The 20,871-nt window shown below is 58.6% G+C and carries 27 protein-coding genes and 1 pseudogene; 26 read left to right on the forward strand and 2 right to left on the reverse strand.

All coding sequences use genetic code 11. The annotated features are described in order from the left end of the window. The first annotated feature begins 157 nt into the window (after window positions 1–157). The 24 genes and pseudogenes from ACA049_RS05875 to recX all read left to right on the forward strand — a co-directional run bounded on the left by ACA049_RS05875 (window position 158) and on the right by recX (window position 17,445). A complete protein-coding gene (locus ACA049_RS05875) occupies window positions 158–892 on the forward strand; it encodes an XRE family transcriptional regulator (protein ID WP_102594303.1) in 735 nt (244 codons plus the stop codon). A gap of 501 nt (window positions 893–1,393) precedes the next feature. Next, window positions 1,394–1,741 carry a phage holin family protein gene (locus ACA049_RS05880; protein WP_497333838.1) on the forward strand — a complete coding sequence of 116 codons (348 nt, stop codon included), beginning with the start codon at window positions 1,394–1,396 and terminating at the stop codon, window positions 1,739–1,741. Between the two features lie 132 nt (window positions 1,742–1,873). Then, entirely contained in the window at window positions 1,874–2,458 is a 585-nt protein-coding gene (locus tag ACA049_RS05885) for a phage tail terminator protein (protein WP_497333840.1), read from the forward strand. Continuing rightward, a complete protein-coding gene (locus ACA049_RS05890; RefSeq protein ID WP_003198311.1) occupies window positions 2,455–2,637 on the forward strand; it encodes a DUF2635 domain-containing protein in 183 nt (60 codons plus the stop codon). Before ACA049_RS05885 ends, ACA049_RS05890 begins: the two co-directional genes overlap by 4 nt. Further along, on the forward strand, window positions 2,637–4,133 hold the full coding sequence (locus ACA049_RS05895; RefSeq protein ID WP_497333842.1) for a phage tail sheath subtilisin-like domain-containing protein: 1,497 nt from the start codon (window positions 2,637–2,639) through the stop codon (window positions 4,131–4,133). The genes ACA049_RS05890 and ACA049_RS05895 overlap by 1 nt, the downstream gene beginning before the upstream one ends. An 80-nt stretch (window positions 4,134–4,213) precedes the next feature. Then, complete coding sequence (locus tag ACA049_RS05900; protein WP_109628232.1) at window positions 4,214–4,561, forward strand: phage tail tube protein; 348 nt, start codon at window positions 4,214–4,216, stop codon at window positions 4,559–4,561. Continuing rightward, a complete protein-coding gene (locus ACA049_RS05905) occupies window positions 4,558–4,854 on the forward strand; it encodes a phage tail assembly protein (RefSeq protein WP_109628233.1) in 297 nt (98 codons plus the stop codon). Before ACA049_RS05900 ends, ACA049_RS05905 begins: the two co-directional genes overlap by 4 nt. A 130-nt stretch (window positions 4,855–4,984) precedes the next feature. After that, the gene (locus ACA049_RS05910) at window positions 4,985–6,739 is read left to right on the forward strand and encodes a phage tail family protein (RefSeq protein ID WP_497333845.1); all 1,755 of its coding nucleotides are present in this window, start codon (window positions 4,985–4,987) and stop codon (window positions 6,737–6,739) included. Next, window positions 6,726–7,961 carry a DNA circularization protein gene (locus ACA049_RS05915; RefSeq protein ID WP_497333847.1) on the forward strand — a complete coding sequence of 412 codons (1,236 nt, stop codon included), beginning with the start codon at window positions 6,726–6,728 and terminating at the stop codon, window positions 7,959–7,961. The genes ACA049_RS05910 and ACA049_RS05915 overlap by 14 nt, the downstream gene beginning before the upstream one ends. 2 nt (window positions 7,962–7,963) lie before the next feature. Then, on the forward strand, window positions 7,964–9,007 hold the full coding sequence (locus tag ACA049_RS05920; RefSeq protein ID WP_497333849.1) for a phage baseplate assembly protein: 1,044 nt from the start codon (window positions 7,964–7,966) through the stop codon (window positions 9,005–9,007). Between the two features lie 141 nt (window positions 9,008–9,148). Beyond that, window positions 9,149–9,658 carry a phage baseplate assembly protein V gene (locus ACA049_RS05925; protein WP_497333851.1) on the forward strand — a complete coding sequence of 170 codons (510 nt, stop codon included), beginning with the start codon at window positions 9,149–9,151 and terminating at the stop codon, window positions 9,656–9,658. Continuing rightward, a complete protein-coding gene (locus ACA049_RS05930; protein ID WP_497333853.1) occupies window positions 9,658–10,056 on the forward strand; it encodes a phage GP46 family protein in 399 nt (132 codons plus the stop codon). The genes ACA049_RS05925 and ACA049_RS05930 overlap by 1 nt, the downstream gene beginning before the upstream one ends. Beyond that, window positions 10,046–11,086 (forward strand): baseplate J/gp47 family protein, encoded by a 1,041-nt coding sequence (locus tag ACA049_RS05935; RefSeq protein WP_497333855.1) that lies wholly within the window; start codon window positions 10,046–10,048, stop codon window positions 11,084–11,086. The genes ACA049_RS05930 and ACA049_RS05935 overlap by 11 nt, the downstream gene beginning before the upstream one ends. After that, on the forward strand, window positions 11,077–11,676 hold the full coding sequence (locus tag ACA049_RS05940; RefSeq protein ID WP_497333857.1) for a YmfQ family protein: 600 nt from the start codon (window positions 11,077–11,079) through the stop codon (window positions 11,674–11,676). Before ACA049_RS05935 ends, ACA049_RS05940 begins: the two co-directional genes overlap by 10 nt. An 11-nt stretch (window positions 11,677–11,687) precedes the next feature. Beyond that, complete coding sequence (locus ACA049_RS05945) at window positions 11,688–12,653, forward strand: hypothetical protein (RefSeq protein WP_497333859.1); 966 nt, start codon at window positions 11,688–11,690, stop codon at window positions 12,651–12,653. Between the two features lie 13 nt (window positions 12,654–12,666). Then, entirely contained in the window at window positions 12,667–12,888 is a 222-nt protein-coding gene (locus ACA049_RS05950; RefSeq protein ID WP_497333861.1) for a hypothetical protein, read from the forward strand. Between the two features lie 43 nt (window positions 12,889–12,931). Next, window positions 12,932–13,138, forward strand: a pseudogene (locus ACA049_RS05955) (phage tail protein); the annotation flags it as partial. A 186-nt stretch (window positions 13,139–13,324) separates the two neighbouring features. Then, entirely contained in the window at window positions 13,325–13,558 is a 234-nt protein-coding gene (locus ACA049_RS05960; RefSeq protein WP_497336781.1) for a gp53-like domain-containing protein, read from the forward strand. 6 nt (window positions 13,559–13,564) lie between these two features. Continuing rightward, a complete protein-coding gene (locus ACA049_RS05965) occupies window positions 13,565–14,047 on the forward strand; it encodes a phage tail assembly chaperone (RefSeq protein WP_497333863.1) in 483 nt (160 codons plus the stop codon). Window positions 14,048–14,170: 123 nt separating this feature from the next. After that, the gene (locus tag ACA049_RS05970) at window positions 14,171–14,734 is read left to right on the forward strand and encodes a glycoside hydrolase family 19 protein (RefSeq protein ID WP_497333865.1); all 564 of its coding nucleotides are present in this window, start codon (window positions 14,171–14,173) and stop codon (window positions 14,732–14,734) included. After that, complete coding sequence (locus ACA049_RS05975; protein WP_497333867.1) at window positions 14,716–15,252, forward strand: lysis system spanin subunit; 537 nt, start codon at window positions 14,716–14,718, stop codon at window positions 15,250–15,252. Before ACA049_RS05970 ends, ACA049_RS05975 begins: the two co-directional genes overlap by 19 nt. Before the next feature lie 80 nt (window positions 15,253–15,332). Further along, entirely contained in the window at window positions 15,333–15,833 is a 501-nt protein-coding gene (locus ACA049_RS05980; RefSeq protein ID WP_438661965.1) for a CinA family protein, read from the forward strand. Between the two features lie 83 nt (window positions 15,834–15,916). Then, window positions 15,917–16,969, forward strand: a complete 1,053-nt coding sequence (gene recA / locus ACA049_RS05985) for a recombinase RecA (protein ID WP_007907270.1) — start codon at window positions 15,917–15,919, stop codon at window positions 16,967–16,969. An 8-nt stretch (window positions 16,970–16,977) separates the two neighbouring features. Beyond that, window positions 16,978–17,445 carry a recombination regulator RecX gene (gene recX / locus ACA049_RS05990; protein WP_497333869.1) on the forward strand — a complete coding sequence of 156 codons (468 nt, stop codon included), beginning with the start codon at window positions 16,978–16,980 and terminating at the stop codon, window positions 17,443–17,445. Between the two features lie 56 nt (window positions 17,446–17,501). On the opposite strand, the gene ACA049_RS05995 is transcribed toward recX, so the two are convergent. Continuing rightward, window positions 17,502–18,620, reverse strand: a complete 1,119-nt coding sequence (locus ACA049_RS05995) for an LOG family protein (RefSeq protein ID WP_497333871.1) — start codon at window positions 18,618–18,620, stop codon at window positions 17,502–17,504. Window positions 18,621–19,097: 477 nt separating this feature from the next. Here ACA049_RS05995 and ACA049_RS06000 point away from each other — a divergent pair, with 477 nt between their 5' ends. Beyond that, window positions 19,098–19,292, forward strand: a complete 195-nt coding sequence (locus ACA049_RS06000; RefSeq protein WP_094468832.1) for a hypothetical protein — start codon at window positions 19,098–19,100, stop codon at window positions 19,290–19,292. Here the strand turns inward: ACA049_RS06000 and ACA049_RS06005 are convergent, their stop codons facing one another. Continuing rightward, complete coding sequence (locus ACA049_RS06005; RefSeq protein ID WP_497333873.1) at window positions 19,293–19,718, reverse strand: PA3611 family quorum-sensing-regulated virulence factor; 426 nt, start codon at window positions 19,716–19,718, stop codon at window positions 19,293–19,295. Window positions 19,719–19,907: 189 nt separating this feature from the next. Here ACA049_RS06005 and ACA049_RS06010 point away from each other — a divergent pair, with 189 nt between their 5' ends. Then, window positions 19,908–20,666, forward strand: coding sequence for a tRNA-uridine aminocarboxypropyltransferase (locus tag ACA049_RS06010; protein ID WP_497333875.1), 759 nt, complete (start codon window positions 19,908–19,910; stop codon window positions 20,664–20,666). The last annotated feature ends 205 nt before the right edge of the window (window positions 20,667–20,871 follow it).

Genomic DNA, 20,871 nt, shown 5'->3' on the forward strand with positions numbered 1-20,871 from the left:
GGGACATCGGCCCGGCTTTTCCGCGATGGGCGCAAGGTTAACATGAGCGCTCTGCCCGACGCAGGCATGAAAGCCCCCTGCACATTTCTGCGGTTTGTGCACGATTTATGCAAATCAGCATTTGCCTCCCGAAAAAAGATCAAGCACTATGCCGGTTATGCAAAAACGCAATGTTTCTACCGTCCTAAGAGCGCTGCTCGATCAGCACGGGATCTCCCCCACGGAGCTTCACCGTCGCACCGGCGTGCCTCAATCCACTCTCTCGCGAATCCTCAGCGGGAAGATCGTCGATCCTTCGGATAAACACATTTCGAAAATCGCCGAGTACTTCGCCGTGAGCACCGACCAGTTGCGGGGGCGCGCAGATGTCGCTGCCACCGCCAATGCCGGGCGCGATCAATTGCATTCCGAACTCAAGGACATAAGTCTGTGGGACGACGATACGCCCGTCGATGATGACGAGGTGTCGGTTCCCTTTCTTCGCGAGGTTGAATTGGCTGCGGGATCAGGAAGATTCGTCATAGAAGAGAGCGAGCGCTCTAGCCTGCGCTTCGGCAAACGCAGCTTGCGCCATAACGGTGTGCAGTTCGACCAGGCCAAATGTGTGACGGTGCGCGGCAACAGCATGTTGCCGGTGCTGCGCGATGGCGCCACTGTCGGGGTGAATGCCGGCAAGTGCGGGATTGGCGACATCATTGATGGCGACCTGTACGCCATCAATCACAATGGCCAGTTGCGGGTGAAACAGCTTTATCGCTTGCCGACGGGTATTCGCCTGCGCAGCTTCAATCGCGATGAACATCCGGATGAGGACTACACCTTCCAGGAAGTCCAGGAAGAGCAAATCGTCATCCTCGGTCACGTCTTCTGGTGGGGCATGTACGCCCGTTAACCTTTCCGCTCTGCAATAAAACCCGCCTCCAAGCGGGTTTTTTTTCGCCTGCCCAAACCGTCAGCGCCTTGATTTGCGGGGCGTTGATGCGTCAATGCATTTCTTGCGCATAAATAAATGCATTAACGCATTGACTGTATATGCATCCATGCATATTATTTGTCTCAAGCCGCTCAACAAAGCAGCTCGAAACGAATCTCTTTAGTTCCATCACAAAGGCAGCGATGAACCGGCCTCAACGGTTCAGAGGGTTGGCAACTGACCCGGGTGTGCAGCGTAAAGCACCAGAAGCAGTTATCCGGCGGGCAGGGACCGCGGTCGGAAAAACAATCTGAATGGACTCGTACCGCGCCAGTAGCGCCGAAAAGTCAGCAGGACCGCATTACTGAAAAGCCCGATATAGCGTCGGGCTTTTTGGAATGCCTACCTACCGTCAACACCCCAAAAGACATCGTTTGAAAGAACCACACATCACTCATCAATCACCCCGGGAGGCGTGACATGACAAACGAGCAACAAGCGTTGCTGGACATGCCGATCTGGCTGGTCATCGTGCTCGCCTTGTTGGGCGGGGTGTCCGGCGAAATGTGGCGCGCCGACAAGGACGGTGCCCGTGGCTGGTCACTGATGCGGCGCCTGGCCTTGCGTTCCGGAGCCTGCGTTATCTGCGGAGTCTCGGCCATCATGCTGCTGTATGCCGCCGGCGTGTCTATCTGGGCCGCTTGCGCGTTTGGCTGCCTGACGGCGATGGCTGGGGCGGACGTCGCGATCGGTCTTTACGAGCGCTGGGCGGCCAAGCGAATTGGCGTTTGCGAAGTGCCACCGCGCGACACCCGCCAGGATCACTGAAACCCAAGTCCAATGGATTGGTGAGCAGCGGTGCCGACCGGCATCCGACCCGCAAGGATGCGGGTTTCCCATGGCCAGTATCTTTGAATCAAACCCGCCCTCAGCGGGTTTTTTAATGCCCGGTGAAAACCCATGAAGATCACTCCACTGATTTCGCAACTGCGTGATCACTGCCCAACCCTCGCCAATCGCGTGGCCGCAGGCATCGACCTCACCACGCTGCAAGCCAACAACCCACTGCAAACCCCTTGCGCCTATGTCGTTCCGATCGCCGATCTGGCGAGCAAGAGCGTGGCGCAACACCTGAACCTGCAACCGATCCGCGACCGCTTTGAAGTAACCCTGGTGCTCGACACCACGGACGCTACAAAAGCGCTGGATCTGATACACGACCTGCGGGCCGAACTATGGCGTGCACTGGTGGGTTTCAAGCCCGGCAGCGACTACGACGCCATCGCCTACGACGGCGGCGAACTGGTTTCCATCAACAGTAGCCGTGCGCTGTATCGCCTGCGCTTTTTTACCGAGTTCCAGCTCGGCCGCAATCTGCCTGGCCAGCCTGCGGAGAGCTGGCACGAACGTGAACTGGACGGCTTGTCGTCCTTTACCGGGGTCACTGTGCGGGTCGATGCGATTGACCCGGCGGACCCCAATCTGAAACGCCCGGGGCCCGACGGGCGCCTGGAACTGACTTTCTCTGGAGACGTAACCCCATGAGCAAACGCATCACCGTGCTGCCGGCCCCAGGCCGTGCCGTGCCCGACCCGGAAGCGGGCGATCTGTTGCCCCTCGAGGGCCGTGAAGTGCCGGACAACGCCTGGTGGCGTCGACGTCTGGCCGATGGCGATATCACTACCAAAGCCGTGAAAGCGGCAAAACCACAGGGAGCCAAATAATGGCGATCGGATTCAGCAACATCCCCACGGACATTCGTGTTCCTCTGTTCTACGCCGAGATGGATAACTCGGCGGCCAATAGCGCATCGTCGGCCATGCGCCGTCTGATCGTTGCTCAGGTCAACGACAACATTGCGCCGGCCGATGTCGGCAAACTGGTGCTGGTGTCCAGCGTCGCGCTGGCCAAAAGCATCGGTGGCCAAGGCTCGATGCTGGCCTCTATGTACGAGACGTTTCGCAAGACCGATCCGGTCGGCGAGATCTGGTGTCTGCCACTGCACAACACAGAAGGCAGCATTGCCAAAGGTGTACTGACCCTGACTGGCGCGGCCACCCAAAGCGGAGTACTCAACCTTTATGTGGGCGGCGTGCGTGTTCAAGCAGCCATCGTCAACGGCGCGACGGCGACTCAAGCAGCAACGACGCTGGCGCTGAAAGTCAACGCAGCCGCCGATTTGCCAGTCACCGCCGCTGCGGTGGAAGGTGTCGTGACCCTGAGTGCCAAATGGACCGGCGACAGCGGCAACGACATCAGCCTGCAATTCAATCGCCTGGGCAAGAGCAATGGCGAAGAAACGCCCGCCGGCCTGACTTCGGCAATCACCGCCATGGCCGGCGGCGCCGGTGTGCCGGATCAGGTTGGCGCCGTGGCAGCGCTGGGCGATGAGCCGTTCGAGTTCATCTGCATGCCGTGGTCGGACCTGTCGACCCTCAACACCTGGCAAGCCGTCATGGATGACAGCACCGGTCGCTGGTCGTGGGCCAAGCAATTGTTCGGTCACGTCTACAGCGCCAAGCGCGGCACCATCGGAACACTGGTTGCCGCCGGCCAGGCGCGTAACGATCAGCATATGACCCTTCAGGCGCTGGAACCGGGCGTACCGCAACCATTCTGGGTTCAGGCCGCTGCACTGGCTGCACGCACGTCGGTGTTCATCTCCGCCGATGCCAGTCGTCCGACTCAAAGCGGTAGTCTGCCAGGCCTCGACCCTGCCCCGGCGAGCGAGCGGTTTACCCTGACCGAGCGTCAGTCGCTGCTCAATTACGGTATCGCTACGGCGTACTACGAAGGCGGCTACGTGCGCATCCAGCGTTCGATCACCACCTACCAGAAAAACGCCTACGGCCAGGCCGACAATTCCTACCTGGACAGCGAAACCATGCACCAGTCGGCATTCATCGTGCGTCGCCTGCAAAGCGTGATCACCAGCAAGTACGGTCGCCACAAACTGGCTTCCGACGGCACCCGTTTCGGCGCCGGCCAGCCGATCGTGACCCCGAGCACTATTCGCGGTGAGCTGATCGCCCAGTACGCCAAGCTCGAACTGGAAGGCCACGTCGAAAACGCCGAGCTGTTCGCCCAGCACCTGATCGTCGAGCGCGATGTGCAGGACCCGAGCCGGGTCAACGTGTTGTTCCCGCCGGACTACATCAACGGCCTGCGCGTGTTCGCGCTGCTCAACCAATTCCGTCTGCAGTACGACGACGCAGCGTGATCGCCGCCGCTCTCTGACTGTAATGACTGTGTGAATTCAGCCCACCGCGCGTGGGCTTTTTATTTGAAGGGAGAAACACCATGGGTCAACTGATTGCGGGCACCTGCTACGTCAAAGTGGACGGCGCTCAACTGACTATTAACGGCGGCTGCGAAGCGCCACTGATGGCGGTGAAACGGGAAACCGTCGTACCCGGCTTCTACAAGGAAACCGACATCGCGCCGTCGTTCAAAGTCACGGCGCTGCACACTGCGGACTTCCCGCTCAAGCAACTGGTGGCCGGTTCCGACATGACCGTCACCTGCGAATTCAGCAACGGCAAAGTCTACGTGCTGGCCGGCGCCTACCTGGTGGAAGAGCCGGCATCCAAGGGCGATGACGCCACCATCGAACTGAAATTCGAAGGTATCAAGGGGACTTGGCAATGAGCGGCGCTGTGAAACTTCAGGTCGCGATTGAAGCTCACGGCGAGCCCTTGACCGAACTCAACCTGCGCCGTCCGACGGTGCAGGAAGTTCGAGCGATCAAGGCGCTGCCGTACAAGATCGACAAGAGCGAAGAAGTGAGCCTGGACATGGACGTCGCGGCCAAATACATCGCGGTCTGCGCCGGCATCCCGCCGTCGTCGGTCAATCAGCTGGACCTGGCTGACCTCAACGCGCTGAGCTGGGCCGTCGCGAGTTTTTTCATGAGTGCGGCGTCGGCGCCATCACCGACCTGATCGCCGTCGCCTATGACCTGGCCTGGTTCTGGAAGGTTGACCCCGAACAGATGATGGCCAGGCCACTGGATGTGCTCCGCGAGTCGCTGGAGCACGCGCAACGGATCAATGCGATGCAGCAGGTGCAGTGATGGCGAATACACAAATAAACATGAGCCAGACGAATATCCAGGCCACGGTAGACATGATCGTGGTGATGCAGGGCGCCAAGAAGCTGGACGCCGAGCTCAAGGGCATTCGCGGCAAGGTCGCAGCGTTTAAAAAGAGCATGGAGGACAGCGGTCTCAAGCCGCTGGATCTCTCTGGATTTATCTCTGGCGGCGGCTTGTTGAAGCCGTTTCAGGACGGCATCAAAAAAGCGATCGCGGCTCAGGATGAGTTGGCGAAAAAGGCCAGCCGTCTAAAAGGGCTCAAAGTCCCCAAAGTCAACCTCGGGGAAACGTCCGCCAACCTCGCCAAATTCAACAAGTCACTGGATGACATTTCGTTGAAAGTCGGCCAGGCACTGCTGCCGGCCCTCAACAGCATCGTCACTGCGCTCGCGCCAGTGATGACCTCTATCGGCCAGTTTGTGGCGAACAACCCTTATCTGGTGGAAGGGTTGGCCGCCGCCGCGGTGGCATTCACCGTTGTCACGGTGGCCGCGATGGGCCTGGCCACGGTGATGGGCATTCTGACCTCGCCGATTGGCTTGATTGCCGCTGCTGTCGCGGCGGTCGTCGCGGTCCTCGTTATCGGTGCCCGATTGATAATGAACAACTGGCAACCGATTTCAGGATTTTTCGCCGGACTCTGGCAAGGCATTTCAAGTGAGACCGACGCTGCGTTTACCCGGGTCAAGGAACTGTTCGACTGGAAGCCGGGTGAGGTTGTGAAGAAATACTGGAATGAAGCGGGCGACTCTATGTCCGGCACCATAGACAGAGGCGGCGCCTACATCCGCAAGTCACTGGATGAGGTGAAGTCGGCTTTCTTCAAAGCCGGTATCAGCATCACCACCACGGTTACCGGATGGCTGGACACACTCAGGCCATACTTTGACTGGTCGCCAAAAGAGCAAATCGACAAGGCGATGAGCGCGGTCGTCGGTCTCTATACCCATGTCTTTGACGGCATCACCGCCCGCGTCGTTGCGGGGCTGGAAACACTTCAGTCAATGTTCACCTGGTCACCCAAAGCGCTCATCGAAGAAATCTGGCAACCGTTGGCGGGTGTTTTTGCCGCGCTATGGGATGTCATTTGGGCGGTGAGCGCGCCGGTGGCGGGCCTTCTCAAAGGCTTGTTCGATTGGTCGGCGCAGGAACGGGTCCGCACTTGCTGGGAAGGCGTGGAAGGTTACTTTGCCGGTTTGTGGGCGTCCTTGACTGGCCCGCTTCAGACAGTAAAAGACCTGTTCCAGTCGTTATTCGGTTGGTCGCCCAAGGACCAGTTCACAGCAAACTGGGAACCACTACTGGGGTGGTTCAGCGGTTTGTCGGCGAAACTTCAGGCTGTTATCGAGCCAATCAGAGCGTTGCTGGATGGCAACCTTTCCGGTTTTGTCGCGACAATTACCGGCAACGTCGACAGTGTCACCGAGCAAAATGGCAAGCCCGGTGCTGAGAGCAAAAATGGCCTGGCGCCTTCGTTCTTTCGCAAGGACACGCCGGCCCCGCAAGCGACCTCAGTGTTGCCCGGCAATCTCCCACAACATTCCAGTGCCCTGATCCAGCAAAGCGCCGCCAACAACCGCACGCAACTCGAAGGCGGCCTGACCGTGCGCTTCGAAAATGCGCCGACCGGCATGCGCACCGATCAACCACAAACCAATCAACCGGCGCTGGCGCTCACTTCGCGCATCGGCTACCGCACACTGTCCCTTGGAGGTTCTAATGAGCTGGCGTGACCGTTTGATGCCGGCGTCCTTTCGAGGTGTCGGATTCTGGATTGACCAGGCGAAATCCCCGGTCGGCCAAAAAGGCCAGCTGCACGAGTATCCGCAGCGAGACCTGCCGTATTTCGAAGGCCTTGGCCAACAGGCGAAGGTTCACGATCTGACGGCGTTCATCGTCGGCCCCGATTGTCTGGAGCAGCGCGACAAGTTGCTCAAGGCGCTGGAGCAGGGCACTGGCGAACTGGTCCACCCGTGGCTCGGACGGCTACAGGTCAAGGTCGGCGAATGCGACATGACCCACACCCGCCAGGATGGCGGGTTGGTGACGTTTGCCCTGAAGTTCTACCCGGATGTGCCGGTGCCGTTTCCGGTCGCGGCGGTCAGTACACAGAAACTGTTGCTGGCGTCCGCGGACACTTTTCTGGGCTCGGCGGTGGCACGCTTCGAAGATGCCATGAGCCTGATCCAGGCGGCGCGGATCGGCATTGCCGACCTGCGCAACAGCATCAAGGACATCTACGGGGTGATCCAGCAACAGCTGCAACCGTTGATCGACCAGTACCGCCAGATCAGCGACCTGGTCAAAGCCGTGAAGGAATTGCCCAAGGAAGTCGCTGCGGAGTTCAAGGCTTTGCTCGGCGACATCAAGGAGCTCAAGGACTTCGCCCGTGAGGGATATCGTGGCGTGATAGCCAACGTCTCCCAGCAGGTCGAAGCGATCCGCAAAGCCGATGCTCCGAAATTGACTACCGGCAAAGACACCATGGCCGCGGCTCAGGCACTGACCAATCTGGTGCAGGATGCCCTGGTCGTACAGGCCGCCAAATGGGTGGCGTTGTTGCCGATTGCGACGTTGCCGGTGAAGGTTTCGCCGTCACCGCTGGATCTGCAGGTGGAGCAGCCGGTTACTCGCCCGGAGGTGCCGGTGATTGATGATGTGCAAAGGGCGCTGAAAGAAATTGAAGAGGCGATCAAACTGGTCGAGGACAAGGCCAATCCTGCGCACTATCAGGCCGCCGCTGATCTGCGCCAGAAGTTGAAAGCGCATCTCAAGGCCGTTGCATCGTCTGGCATCAGGCTGGTGAGCAAGACATTTCAGGACAGCCTGCCGGCGCTGGTTGCGATCTACAGACAGGTGGCTGACGCCACTCGGGTCCTGGAAGTGACTCAGCGCAACGGCATTGTCCACCCGGGTTTTCTCCCGCCGCGCGAACTCAAAATCTCCGGGGAGTAACCATGAACGAGCTGGATAATCGCGTCACCCTGACCGTCGACAATCTGGAATATGGCGGTTGGAAAAGCGTAGAAATCACGGCGGACCTGGAGCGTCAGTTCCGCACCTTCAAACTTGACATAACCTGGCAATGGCCGGGGCAGACCGAGGTGCGCCGGATTCAACCCGGCGCACCCTGCGAAGTGCGCATCGGCAGTGATCTGGTGCTGACTGGCTATGTGTTCAAGGCCCCCATCAGCTATGACGGGCAACGCATCAGCTTGAGCATCGAAGGCAGCTCAAAGACCCAGGACCTGGTGGATTGTGCCGCGACCAACAAACCCAACCAGTGGCACCAGCAATCGCTGCTGCGAATCGTGCAAGACCTGGTCTCGTCCTACGGTGGTTATGTTGTCAGTGAAATCCCTGAAACGGCTCGGCGAGACAGCCACACCATTGTGCCCGGCGAGACGGTTTTCCAGTCCATCGACCGGTTGCTGTCGTTGTTCCGAGTGTTTTCCACCGACGATGCGCAAGGCCGGGTCGTGCTTGCACGGCCGGGCAGCGGTGGACGTGCCAGTGAAGCGCTGGAGTTGGGCAAGAATATTCTCTCGGCCAATGCGCCGACAGACTACAGCCAGGTGTTCTCCGAATACCGGGTGATTGGTCAGCAGAAAGGCAACGACAAAAAAAGCGGGGCGGCGGTCAGCGAAGTCGAGGCGGTTTCCACTGACCTGGGCTTCAAGCGACGGCGGACTACCGTGATCAATGAGGGCATGCAGATCACGCCCGAACTGGCCCTGCAAAGGGCCAACTGGGAAAGCGCCACCCGCATGGGCAAGGCCCTGACCACGACCTATCAAGTGCAAGGCTGGCGGCAAGCGAACGGCGATTTGTGGCGACATAACACACTGGTGCGGGTCAAGGATCCGGTGCTGGAAGTGGACGGCGACATGCTTATTTCCAAGGTCACTTACTCGCTTTCGCAACAGGGCTCGATCACAACCCTGCAAGTCGCGCCACCTCACACGTTCGACGCCAACCCCGCACCGCCGAAGAAAACCTGAGGTTGACGCTAAACCTGTGGGAGCGGGCTTGCCCGCGAAGGCGGCAGTTGATTCGACATCTATCTGACAGATCCACCGCCATCGCGGGCAAGCCCGCTCCCACAGGTGTTCTGTGTTTGCCCCGACTCCTGAGGAAACCCAATGAGCCTACTGACACGCCTCCTGGCGCGCGGCACTGTCGTGCTCGCCAACTCGGCCACCAAGCTTCAATCGCTGCAAATGCGCCTCACCGCCGGCGAAGTGAACGACGACATGGAGCACTTCGAACCCTACGGTTTCACTAGCAATCCACTGGCCGGCGCCGAAGGTATTGCTACGTTTCTGGGCGGTGACCGTTCCCACGCCATCGTGTTGGTGGTCGCGGACCGTCGCTATCGCCTTAAGGCACTTGCCCAGGGCGAAGTGGCGATCTACACCGACGAGGGCGACAAGATTCACTTCAAGCGCGGACGGGTCATCGACATCGAAACCGCGACCCTGAACATCCGCGCCAGCACAGCCGTGAACTTCGATACGCCGGTGATCAATCAGACCGGAAAGCTCGTTTCTACCGGCGATCAGATTGCCGGCGGCATCAGCCAGATCAAACACGTTCACGTGGGCGTACAGGCGGGCAACGGCCAGACCGGTGTGCCGGCAGGAGGGCAGTGATGTTCATCAGCCAGACCCTCCACACCGCGCTGACCCGTTCAGTGCTGATCAGTCTGTTCACCTGGCGCCGCGCCGCCGATGACGATGCCCTCGATGATGAGGAACGTTTCGGCTGGTGGGGCGACACCTTTCCGACAGTGGCGGACGACCGGATCGGCTCGCGGCTGTGGCTGCTGCGCCGGGTCAAGTTGACCCGTCAGACCCAAATGGACGCCGAGTTCTATGCCCGTGAAGCCTTGCAATGGCTGCTCGATGACGGCCATTGCAGCGCTATCGACATCATCAGCGAACGCCTCGACGCCCAGCGCCTGAACCTGCGCACGGTCCTGACCCTGGCCGACGGCGAACGCCTGGACATCAACCCTGATAACAGTTGGCAGGTGATCTATGCCGTTTGAAACCCCTTCGCTGCCGGTGCTGATCAAACGCGCCCAAAGCGACCTGGCCAGCGATTCGCTGCGCCAGTCCGATGCGCAAGTGCTGGCCCGAACACTCGGCGGCGCGGCTTATGGTCTGTATGGCTACCTTGACTGGATCGCCGAGCAGATTCTGCCAGACAAAGCCGATGAGTCGACGCTGGAACGGATCGCCGCACTGCGCCTGAATCAGCCGCGTAAAGCGGCTCAAGCGGCGACGGGCAGCGTCAGTTTTACCGCCAGCGCCGGTGCCGTGCTGGACGTCGACACGTTGCTGCAAACGAGCGACGGTCGCACGTATAAAGTCACCGCTTCACGCACCACCCGCAATGGCCTCAACAACACGACCATCGCAGCGCTCGACGCTGGCAGCCTGGGCAATGCCGACGCCGGCCTGACGCTGATTCCGGTGCAGCCGATTCTGGGCATTGTCGGCAGCAGCTTCACTGTTGAGGCACCGGGATTGATCGGTGGGGTCGCTCGGGAAAGTCTCGAATCCCTGCGGTCCCGAGTGATCAGTTCCTACCGCATCATCCCCCATGGTGGCTCGGCGCAAGATTACGAAACCTGGGCGCTGGAATTTCCCGGGGTGACCCGCGCCTGGTGTCGCGGCAGTTACCTGGGCCCTGGCACCGTTGGCCTGTTCATCATGCGCGATGACGATCCACAACCCTTGCCCACCCCCGCGCAACTGGCTGAAGTCCTGGCCTACATCGAACCCCTGCGCCCGGTTACCGCCGAGTTGCACGTGTTGCCACCGGTACAAAAGCCAGTCGCCTATCAACTGAGTCTGACGCCCGATACCAGCGCTGTCCGCGCCGCTGTCGAGGCGCAACTGCGCGACCTGCACAACCGCGAAGCCGGCCTGGGCGACACCTTGCTGATCAGCCACATCCGTGAAGCGATCAGCAGCGCGACGGGTGAAAGTGATCACGTACTGGCCAGTCCGTCGGCCAATGTGCAAGCCGCCGTCAACCAGTTACTGATTTTCGGGGGCTGCGTATGGCAGTGATCAGAACCGCCGCGCAGTACCAGGCGCAACTGCGCAGTTTGCTGCCCAGCGGCCCGGCCTGGGATCCAGAGCGGGTGCCGGAACTTGAAGAGGTCCTCAAAGACATCGCTCAGGAGCTGGCTCGCCTCGACGCCCGCGCCGCCGACCTGCTAAACGAAATGGACCCGGCAGGGGTCAGCGAACTGGTGCCGGACTGGGAGCGAGTGATGAGCCTGCCCGACCCGTGTCTGGGGGCCACGCCGCTGTTCGACGACCGACGCCTTGCCGTGCGCCGTCGACTGCTCGCGGTCGGCAGTCAGGCCGTCAGCTACTACATCGAAATCGCCCGCACTCAGGGCTACCCGAACGCCACCATCACCGAACACGAAGCCCCGCGAATGGGCCGCGCGCGATTCGGCGCGGCGCATTTCGGCACTTGGCAGGCGCAGTTCATGTGGACGCTCAATACCGGTGGACGTTTGCTGCTGGGCCGACGTTTCGGTGCCAGTTACTGGGGTGAACGTTTTGGTATGAACCCGGGCTCGGCGCTGGAATGCCTGATCCACCGCAGTGCACCAGCGCACACCAAGGTGCACATCAATTATGACTAAGGAATGGTGAGATGGATTATCCGAACAGTGTGCCCAGCGCCGGGTTGGTGAATGGGAAGTTTGTCGATGAAGACCCGCTCGCCGGGACGCCGGGGTCGTTGATTCCGGCGAGTTGGGGGAATGGGGTGACTGAAGAAATACTGGGTGTAATTGGTGCGGCAAATCTTCCGGCCACGGAAGGCAATAACAAGCAGCTGTTGGAAGCGATTAAAAAATTGATGAGTGACGCTTCGAAGCGCTCCGGAACCCTTTCCGGATTGCTGGGGAATGCGAGTTTCTCGATTACCGTTGCCTCACTGACTGGAATCTTCAAGGCTGATGAGTTGAGCGTTCAATCGGCACTGAGTGGTGTGGGCTGTCGGTTGCAGAACTTCAGCAAGGTTATCAACCTCGCCACTACCGGTGCGGGAGGGATGGATGTAGGGCCTGCACCTGTCAATGGTTATGTTGCGCTTTACGCTATCTATAATTCCGTCACCGGAGAACAGAATATTCTTGCTGTAAACAGTACATCGACGATTGCACCTGGTGTGTACGGCGGCGGCAAAATGCCGAATGGTTATGACGCTTCGGCGTTAATCAGCGTCTGGGCAACTGACGCGTCAGGGAAGTTGAAAGTTGGTGCGCAGCGGGGGCGGAAAGTTTTCATACCGCTTTTCCAAGCCTTCAGGGGAACGGTTCTGCTGAATGCGTCACCCTTGTCAATCGCGGGAGTTGTCCCTCCAAATGCATTTGAAATCAATGGGGAAATGATATTGCTTAACGGCACTAACGCTTTGTCATTCTTTAATTTGGTTTTGAGCACAAACGGCGGATTAGGGCAGCAGATCGCTTCTATTAAGCTCGATTCGGGTGGGTCGTTAGGTAGCAACTACTCAATGCCTGTGATTGCGCCACAAACGATTAACATAACTTGCCAAAGTGATTCTGCGGCTCCGGTTTTCGAAGTGTATATCGGCAGTTATTCATTCAGTTGATAAGGAATTTATTATGGATGTGATCAATGTTCAATTCGACAGTGAGGAACGGAAGGTCATTATTGCGGAGTTTTCATCTGTGCAAGATACGCGTTTCTGGCCAAATCAGGGTGCCGTTTCAATAGATGATGAACGGTATAAGGACTTCAAGGAAAAAACGAGAAACAACATCAGCTCCGCCCCGTCCACTTCAACGCCCGCCCTCAAGCGGGCGTTTTCATTTCTGCGTTCTTAATGTCGGCATTGTTATGACGATTCGAAACTCGATGGAGTAAATAATGGATTACCCAAATAGTATTCCCAGCGCAGGCCTGGTGAATGGAAAGTTTGTCGACGAAAACCCTCTGACCGGGACGCCGGGATCATTGATTCCGGCGAGTTGGGGTAACTCGGTGACTGAAGAGATTTTGACAGTCATTAGAGCCGGAGCGTTAACACCATCGGAGGGTGATGACAGTCAGTTGAAGCAAGCCATCTCAAAATTAATATCCGATAAGGTGCCAGGCTCTGCTTCCGAGTTGATCTCGGGTGTCTTGAAATTAGCGACTCAGGCTCAAGTCAATACCGGAACTGATGACGCTACTGCGATAACGCCGAAGAAGCTGAAGTCGGGTTTTACTCTGTCGACCAATTACAATGGGCTTATCGGATATTTGGCATTTCCATCATGGATGGGAGGGTTCGTCATTCAGTGGGGGTTTGTCAATAGCTTGACGACAGATGTGATTACTACATTGCCGGTAAGTTTTAACAGCGCTTTTATGTCGGTCGTTGTTTGCAACGGTTACACCGCGGGTTCTGGTTCTATTGGCTATGTGGCGGCTTCACCTTATACCCAGGGTTCATTTGTATCCCGAGGGTCCAGTCCGTCGCTAGGCGGAAACTTTATTGCGTTTGGGAAATAATTCGTTATGAAAATATATTGGAGCAGTTCAGCAAGAGGTTTCTTTGATTCACGAATCAACACTGTATTGCCACAAGATGCCGTTGAAATCTCCAGCGAACATCGCGACCTGTTGCTGGCAGGAGAGCAGCGAAACTGCCGGATCGTGGCAGACGTTGATGGCTTACCGATGCTTGAGGACTCCCCTGATCGAGCATCTGAATTCGCGGCAGTCGTTGAGCGGACATGGCGTGATGTCCGACTCTTTGAGACAGACGCAATCGTCGCGCGTCATCGGGATCAGTTAGAGGCAGGCCTCGAAACCACACTGTCAACGTCAGGGTATGAAACATTGCAGGGCTATCGACTTGCATTGCGAAACTGGCCGGCAACGCAAGGCTTCCCCTCGATGGCCAACCGGCCAGTTTTGATGGTCGAAGAACAAGCGCCCCCTGCTAGAAAGAAGAGAGTCAGGAAGCCAGCCCCGCCAAAAGCATCATCCGGTGCTTGAATAGGGCTTTGAGTGAAGAGCCTTGGGCTGCGCAGTGGTGTAGCGTGCCGCTCGCTCAAGGCACTGACACAAAAACTGCTCTCACTTTTTCGATTCAATCAAACAGTAAGTCGAGGACGTGTCATGCCGCTAACTGAAGGGCAATTGCTGAAGATCTTGCCAAACGCCCGCTCCCAAGCGGGCGTTTTCATTTCCGCTCTCAACAAAGCCATGCTTCGTTTCAACATCAACACCCCCAAACGCATCGCCGCATTTCTGGCACAAGTCGGGCACGAGTCGGGACAATTGCAGTACGTGCGTGAACTCGGCAGTGATCAGTATTTGAGCAAGTACGACACAGGCGCCCTGGCCGCCCGTTTGGGTAACACACCAGCGCTCGACGGCGACGGCCAAAAGTATCGCGGACGAGGCCTGATCCAGATCACCGGTCGCGACAATTACCGCCAATGCAGTCTCGGACTGTTCGGCGATGATCGTTTGTTGTTTTTGCCGGAATTGCTGGAAAAGCCTCAATGGGCCGCCGAGTCAGCCGCCTGGTTCTGGCAAGAGAACGGACTGAACGAACTGGCCGACCGCGATCAGTTCAACAGCATCACCCGCCGTATCAACGGTGGCCTGAACGGTTTGCAAGATCGCCTGCAACTCTGGGCGCGGGCGAGGGCGGTGTTATGCCAGCCTTCGGTGTGATCCCGGTTTCTTACCGGGCAATTGGCCTTGTTTTGTTACTGGCGGTGTTGGCCGCTGGCTCAGCCGCGCTGACCTGGCAATTTCAGGATTGGCGTTATGGCCGACAACTCGCGGATCAGACCAGGTTGCACGCAGAGGCACTGAACCAGCTGACGCTGGCCGCCGCAACGCAACAACAGGCCGAACAGGACAAGCGCCTGGCGCTGGAGCAACGCCTGTCAGCCAGCGAACAAACCCATTTCCGAGCGCTTAGCGATGCCCAACGTGATCAAGGTCGCCTGCGCGATCGTCTTGCCACTGCTGATGTGCGCTTGTCAGTCCTCCTCGATACCAATGACGCTGCCTCAGGCTGTTCAATGCAAGCCACCTCCGGCGCCGGCGGCGTGGATCATGGAGCGGCGCGAGCCCGACTTGACCCGGCGCATGCTCAACGAATTATCGCCATCACCGACGCCGGCGACAGCGGACTGATTGCCTTGCAGGCTTGTCAGGCCTATATCAGAGCCATTGTTCGCTAACATTTTGATCGATCCTGCGCCTTGCAAGCGCAATCCGCTCGTGTACGGTAGTGCTCATTCCGCTCGCTCAGGAGATGACCGTGAAAGAAATCACTCAACTGGCCGCTGAACTTGGCAGGCGCTTGCAGGTTCTCAATGCGCACGTCACCGCTGCCGAGTCGTGTACCGGCGGTGGGATCTCGGAGGCGATCACTCGCATTCCCGGGAGTTCGGCGTGGTTCGAGGCCGGTTATGTGACGTATTCCAACCGGCAGAAAACCGAGCAGTTGAACGTTTCTCCCGAATTGTTCCCTGCGGTAGGCGCGGTCAGTCGCGAGGTGGTCGAGGCGATGGTTCGCGGCGCACAGGAAAAAAGCCAGGCGCATTTTGCCGTGGCGGTCAGCGGCGTAGCCGGCCCGGATGGCGGTTCGCCGAACAAACCGGTCGGCACGGTCTGGCTGGCCTGGGGCGTCGGTGAGCAGGTGTTCAGCGAGGTGCAGCACTTCGCCGGTAACCGCGATGAGGTCCGCCGACAAACGGTTAAGGCCGCGCTAGAGGGGCTGCTGCGCCATGCCGCCGGAGAAATCTCAAATCAGGGGTAGGCGATCCTGAAACGCTGTGGAATAATACTGGCTACTTATACAGGTGTTGGCCGTCAGGCCTTATTGATTACGTGAGGACTTTAATGGACGACAACAAGAAGAAAGCCTTGGCTGCGGCCCTGGGTCAGATCGAACGTCAATTCGGCAAGGGTGCCGTAATGCGTATGGGCGATCAGGACCGTCAGGCGATCCCGGCTATCTCCACTGGCTCTCTGGGTCTGGACATCGCGCTCGGCATTGGCGGTCTGCCAAAAGGCCGTATCGTTGAAATCTACGGTCCTGAATCCTCCGGTAAAACCACGCTGACGTTGTCGGTGATCGCTCAGGCTCAAAAAGCCGGCGCGACCTGCGCATTCGTCGACGCCGAACACGCCCTCGACCCTGAATACGCCGGCAAACTGGGCGTCAACGTCGACGACCTGCTGGTTTCCCAGCCGGACACCGGCGAGCAGGCCCTGGAAATCACCGACATGCTGGTGCGTTCCAACGCGGTTGACGTGATCATCGTCGACTCCGTGGCCGCGCTGGTTCCGAAGGCTGAAATTGAAGGCGAAATGGGTGACATGCACGTGGGCCTGCAAGCCCGTCTGATGTCCCAGGCGCTGCGTAAAATCACCGGTAACATCAAGAACGCCAACTGCCTGGTGATCTTCATCAACCAGATCCGCATGAAAATCGGCGTGATGTTCGGCAGCCCGGAAACCACCACCGGTGGTAACGCGCTGAAGTTTTACGCTTCGGTTCGTCTGGACATCCGTCGTACTGGCGCGGTGAAAGAAGGTGATGAAGTCGTCGGCAGCGAAACCCGCGTCAAAGTCGTCAAGAACAAGGTGGCTTCGCCGTTCCGTCAGGCCGAGTTCCAGATTCTTTACGGCAAGGGCATCTACCTCAACGGCGAGATGATCGACCTGGGCGTGCTGCACGGTTTCGTTGAGAAGTCTGGCGCCTGGTATGCCTATGAAGGCACCAAGATCGGTCAGGGCAAGGCCAACTCGGCCAAGTTCCTGGCAGACAATCCGGAAATTGCCGCCAAGCTCGAGAAGCAACTGCGTGACAAGTTGCTGACTCCAGCGCCGGACGTCAAAGCATCGCCAGTCAAAGAGACGGCTGATGACCTGGCTGACGCTGATATCTGATTGATCCGATGACCGCCGTACTCGATACACTCGTCGCGGTGCGGCGAACCGCCATGGACCTGCTCGCACGACGCGAGCACGGTCGAGTCGAGCTGACGCGTAAACTGCGTCAGCGCGGCGCCCTCCCTGAAATGATCGACACCGCACTCGACCGGTTGACGGAAGAGGGGTTGCTGTCTGAATCCCGTTACCTCGAAAGCTTCGTTTCCTACCGTTCTCGCTCCGGCTACGGCCCTTTGCGTATTCGCGAAGAACTGAGCCAGCGCGGCCTGCAACGTAACGACATCGAACTCGCCTTGCGCGAGAGCGGTATCAACTGGCAGGAGCAACTGGAAGAGACCTGGCGACGCAAATTTGCCGGGCATCTGCCGATAGACGCCCGGGAACGCGCCAAGCAAGGGCGTTTCCTTAGTTATCGGGGATACTCCATGGAAATGATCGGCCGCTTGTTCAGCGGTCGGGGAATGGATGATTGAATAAGAACGGCCCGCTATTTCGATAGCGGGCCGTTTTTTTTTGCCTCGGTTTTGCCTCACGTCACCTTGGACGGCTCTCGCGTGCGCTGTTGCGCCTGGGGTTTGGAATGGGCCCAGTTTTCCGGCAGGTTGATGTAGTCCACCAGCTCCCGCAGGCGCCCATGATCCCTGGCGTTGAAGTTGAAGGCCAGACGCGCCAGATGGCTGAACTGCGCGTCATCGTGCTCCTCGCCGCTATAGGCATGCTGATGAAAGTGATCGCTCAGGCACAGGTCGGCGAACGTTTCCTGCATGTGTTCGAGCGCCTGGTCGCTGAGCTTGTGGTTCATGCGGATCACGAACTGATGCTTGAGCCAGCGACTGGAGTGGAAGTTGCCATAGAACTGATTGATCTGCTCCACCGCTTCTTCGGCGCTGTAGACCAGGCTCACGAGCTTCATATCGGTCGGCAGGATGTAGCGGTTTTCCTCCAGTTGATGGTGAATGAAGTCCAGCGCGCCTTGCCAGAATTTGCCGCCCGGCGCGTCCAGCAGCACCACCGGCACCAGCGGGCTTTTGCCGGTCTGAATCAACGTCAGCACTTCGAGCGCTTCATCCAGGGTGCCGAAACCGCCTGGACACAGGACCAGCGCATCGGCCTCTTTGACAAAGAACAGCTTGCGGGTAAAGAAGAAGTGGAAGGGCAGCAGGTTGCCCGTGCCCTGGACGGTGGGATTGGCATGCTGCTCGAAGGGCAGGGTGATATTGAACCCCAGACTGTGTTCCAGGCCGGCACCTTCATGGGCCGCCGCCATGATGCCGCCACCGGCACCGGTGATGACCATCAGGTCCGAACGCGCCAGTGCGGCGCCAAGTTCCCGGGCCAGGCCATACAGCGGGTGTTCGATCGGCGTGCGCGCCGAGCCGAAAACCGTGACCTTGCGTCGGCCCCTGAACTGCTCGAGTACGCGGAAGGCATGCTCCAGTTCACGCAGGGCTTGAAGGGTGATCTTGGCATTCCAGCGATTGTGATCTTCCTGGGCCATGCGCAGCACGGTCAGGATCATGTCGCGGTAAATCGGGATGTTCGGACTGTTGGGTGAAACCAGGTTGAGTTGCTCTTCGACCTTGCTGATGAGGTCGTGGCCGCTTTCTTCGAAATGACGGCTCAGGAGGTCATTCGGTTGGTAAGGCATTCAACTACTCCTTCTGCACAGAACCCTTGGCACCGACGAAACAGTCGTCAGCGCCGCGACACCTCATGTGTCGCTGTCAGCCCAAGCCCATGCCTGGGCGCTCCACCCGACTCGGTTCGAGTCGTCCATACAGGCTCTGTTTTTCCCTTGGATGAAAGAAACGTTCGCACAACAAAACACGCGACGGGCAGCCCCTTTCCTGCCCAGAAAAGTGATCGTGAACACTCTGAATCTAGACCCTTGCAGAGATTCTCGCTGCCTTGATCATTGCGCCGCAAAGTCTTTCCTGGCAACCGCTTATTGACGATTTGCAAGGTGGATTCACCGTTCGTCCGAACGCGTGCCGCAGGCCCGGCGCTCTGATTTACTAAGTTACAGGCGTGACACGACAACTTTGCGTCAAAGGCAGGACGCACAGTCCAAGCGGTTCAAGGATTTTTCGCTCAAGCAGGGCGAGGTGCAGGGAGGCTGGACACCATGGCCAGAGTCATTCTGGAAATCGATACGCAGCTGTATCGATTGCTGAAATCATCCGCCGAGACCAATCATTTGAGTCTCGAAGAGGAGTGCTGCCGGCGTCTGGAGGGCGGCGAGCGGCGTTCGCGCTATTTGCAGGCGTTGGTGGCCGAACTGCGCGCCGAGGATGAACAGCGGCGCGCCAATTCCCGATGATTACTTCTTCTTGGCCGGTGCCGCTTTCGGGCAATCCGATTCCTGATAGCTGGCCGAACCGACCGAGCGGTTGGTCTTCACCTCAGTGAAGTCGTAGCGCATGACCGCGCCCTTGGCCATCAGTTTGCGGAACGATGGGTTGTTGCATACAGAGGCGCCCAGTTGGAAATACACGGCCTTGGGGTCGGCACGCATCTTGTTGGCGTGGCTGCTTTGTACGCTCAGATGGTTGATCAGCGTGTTGCCTTCGACGGTGTAGCCCTGATCAAGAATGTCCTCGTTGATCGCCCGTGGAGTACCGACACTGCTTTGTGTGGCGACGTTTCGCAGTTCTCGGTTGAGATTCTGCTCACTCAAGGAAGCAGCCTGAGCGCTGAAGGACGACGCCAGCAAAAGGGCAGCGGTGGGAACGATAAGGCGCAGCATGAAACTCTCCTGGTTCAGTGACTGGTGGTTCGACCTGTCACATGACTGTGCGTTCAGTGGCGGCGAATTATAGGGGACGAGGCCTGGACGGTACAGGCTTGCGCCGGCCGCTCTGATAAACTGCCGCCACTTTCTGCCTTGCCGAGTGTTTTTCGTGTCGATTTTCTTTCCCCTCCGGTGCTGCCTGCGATGAGCCCAGTAACTCCACCCTTTGCTGCAAACGCCGTCGCCCGCTTGCGCGACGAGCGAGAGGAGGAGGGCATCAAGCCGATTCAGGCCCGTGGCTGGAGGGCACCGCGGTGCCGTGCCTGTCGTGTGATCGAGAGTCACTGCCTGTGCGCCTGGCGCCCGCAGGTCGAGGCCCGCTCTGGCGTGTGCCTGATCATGACCAATAAAGAAGTGTTCAAACCGAGCAACACCGGTTGGCTGATCGCCGACGTGGTGCGCGACAACCATGCCTTTATCTGGTCACGCACGGAAACGGATCCGCAGTTGCTGGCGTTGCTGGCCGACCCGCAATGGCAGCCGTATCTGGTCTTCCCGGGTGAATATGTCGAGCCTGAACGAGTGACGAACACCGTCGAGGCCGATAGCGCCAAGCGCCCGCTGTTCATTCTGCTCGACGCGACCTGGACCGAGGCCCGGAAGATATTCCGCAAGAGCCCGTATTTTGATCGCTTGCCGATTTTGAGCCTGCTGCCCGAAAAGCTTTCACGCTATCGACTGCGCCGGTCGACCCGCAGCGAGCATTTGTGCACCGCCGAGGTGGCGGCTTTGTGTCTGGATCTTGCGGGCGATACCGACGCAGCGTCGGCGCTGGACGCTTATTTCGACGTGTTCAGCCAGCATTACCTGGACGCCAAACATCAGTTGGACATGAACGTTGCAACGCCAGCCCACGCCGAACTGATGCCTTTCGTGCAGAACGCGGCCCCGGTGCTCTGCTGATTGTCGCCCATACTGCAAAGAACTGTACCGGCCATGCACCTTGACCACCCCGGTTTCGCTGGGCATGCTTGGCGCCGATTGGGGCGCGGCCAAAGTTTGATACGCCGTATTCTTTACGTGATAGCCACGTAATTGGCGTTGAACGTGCCCTGTTGGTGCAGCTCCGTGGCTGTACCTTGAGTTGTTAGAAAAACAGGATCATTTA

Source organism: Pseudomonas sp. LBUM1662, from assembly GCF_059695915.1.

Excerpts from the sequence above, each read along its gene's own strand:
- ACA049_RS05875 (WP_102594303.1), top strand. The coding sequence starts at position 158 with ATGCAAAAACGCAATGTTTCTACCGTCCTAAGAGCGCTGCTCGATCAG.
- ACA049_RS05880 (WP_497333838.1), top strand. The coding sequence starts at position 1,394 with ATGACAAACGAGCAACAAGCGTTGCTGGACATGCCGATCTGGCTGGTC.
- ACA049_RS05885 (WP_497333840.1), top strand. The coding sequence starts at position 1,874 with ATGAAGATCACTCCACTGATTTCGCAACTGCGTGATCACTGCCCAACC.
- ACA049_RS05890 (WP_003198311.1), top strand. The coding sequence starts at position 2,455 with ATGAGCAAACGCATCACCGTGCTGCCGGCCCCAGGCCGTGCCGTGCCC.
- ACA049_RS05895 (WP_497333842.1), top strand. The coding sequence starts at position 2,637 with ATGGCGATCGGATTCAGCAACATCCCCACGGACATTCGTGTTCCTCTG.
- ACA049_RS05900 (WP_109628232.1), top strand. The coding sequence starts at position 4,214 with ATGGGTCAACTGATTGCGGGCACCTGCTACGTCAAAGTGGACGGCGCT.
- ACA049_RS05905 (WP_109628233.1), top strand. The coding sequence starts at position 4,558 with ATGAGCGGCGCTGTGAAACTTCAGGTCGCGATTGAAGCTCACGGCGAG.
- ACA049_RS05910 (WP_497333845.1), top strand. The coding sequence starts at position 4,985 with ATGGCGAATACACAAATAAACATGAGCCAGACGAATATCCAGGCCACG.
- ACA049_RS05915 (WP_497333847.1), top strand. The coding sequence starts at position 6,726 with ATGAGCTGGCGTGACCGTTTGATGCCGGCGTCCTTTCGAGGTGTCGGA.
- ACA049_RS05920 (WP_497333849.1), top strand. The coding sequence starts at position 7,964 with ATGAACGAGCTGGATAATCGCGTCACCCTGACCGTCGACAATCTGGAA.
- ACA049_RS05925 (WP_497333851.1), top strand. The coding sequence starts at position 9,149 with ATGAGCCTACTGACACGCCTCCTGGCGCGCGGCACTGTCGTGCTCGCC.
- ACA049_RS05930 (WP_497333853.1), top strand. The coding sequence starts at position 9,658 with ATGTTCATCAGCCAGACCCTCCACACCGCGCTGACCCGTTCAGTGCTG.
- ACA049_RS05935 (WP_497333855.1), top strand. The coding sequence starts at position 10,046 with ATGCCGTTTGAAACCCCTTCGCTGCCGGTGCTGATCAAACGCGCCCAA.
- ACA049_RS05940 (WP_497333857.1), top strand. The coding sequence starts at position 11,077 with ATGGCAGTGATCAGAACCGCCGCGCAGTACCAGGCGCAACTGCGCAGT.
- ACA049_RS05945 (WP_497333859.1), top strand. The coding sequence starts at position 11,688 with ATGGATTATCCGAACAGTGTGCCCAGCGCCGGGTTGGTGAATGGGAAG.
- ACA049_RS05950 (WP_497333861.1), top strand. The coding sequence starts at position 12,667 with ATGGATGTGATCAATGTTCAATTCGACAGTGAGGAACGGAAGGTCATT.
- ACA049_RS05960 (WP_497336781.1), top strand. The coding sequence starts at position 13,325 with ATGGGAGGGTTCGTCATTCAGTGGGGGTTTGTCAATAGCTTGACGACA.
- ACA049_RS05965 (WP_497333863.1), top strand. The coding sequence starts at position 13,565 with ATGAAAATATATTGGAGCAGTTCAGCAAGAGGTTTCTTTGATTCACGA.
- ACA049_RS05970 (WP_497333865.1), top strand. The coding sequence starts at position 14,171 with ATGCCGCTAACTGAAGGGCAATTGCTGAAGATCTTGCCAAACGCCCGC.
- ACA049_RS05975 (WP_497333867.1), top strand. The coding sequence starts at position 14,716 with ATGCCAGCCTTCGGTGTGATCCCGGTTTCTTACCGGGCAATTGGCCTT.
- recA (WP_007907270.1), top strand. The coding sequence starts at position 15,917 with ATGGACGACAACAAGAAGAAAGCCTTGGCTGCGGCCCTGGGTCAGATC.
- recX (WP_497333869.1), top strand. The coding sequence starts at position 16,978 with ATGACCGCCGTACTCGATACACTCGTCGCGGTGCGGCGAACCGCCATG.
- ACA049_RS05995 (WP_497333871.1), bottom strand. The coding sequence starts at position 18,620 with ATGCCTTACCAACCGAATGACCTCCTGAGCCGTCATTTCGAAGAAAGC.
- ACA049_RS06000 (WP_094468832.1), top strand. The coding sequence starts at position 19,098 with ATGGCCAGAGTCATTCTGGAAATCGATACGCAGCTGTATCGATTGCTG.
- ACA049_RS06005 (WP_497333873.1), bottom strand. The coding sequence starts at position 19,718 with ATGCTGCGCCTTATCGTTCCCACCGCTGCCCTTTTGCTGGCGTCGTCC.
- ACA049_RS06010 (WP_497333875.1), top strand. The coding sequence starts at position 19,908 with ATGAGCCCAGTAACTCCACCCTTTGCTGCAAACGCCGTCGCCCGCTTG.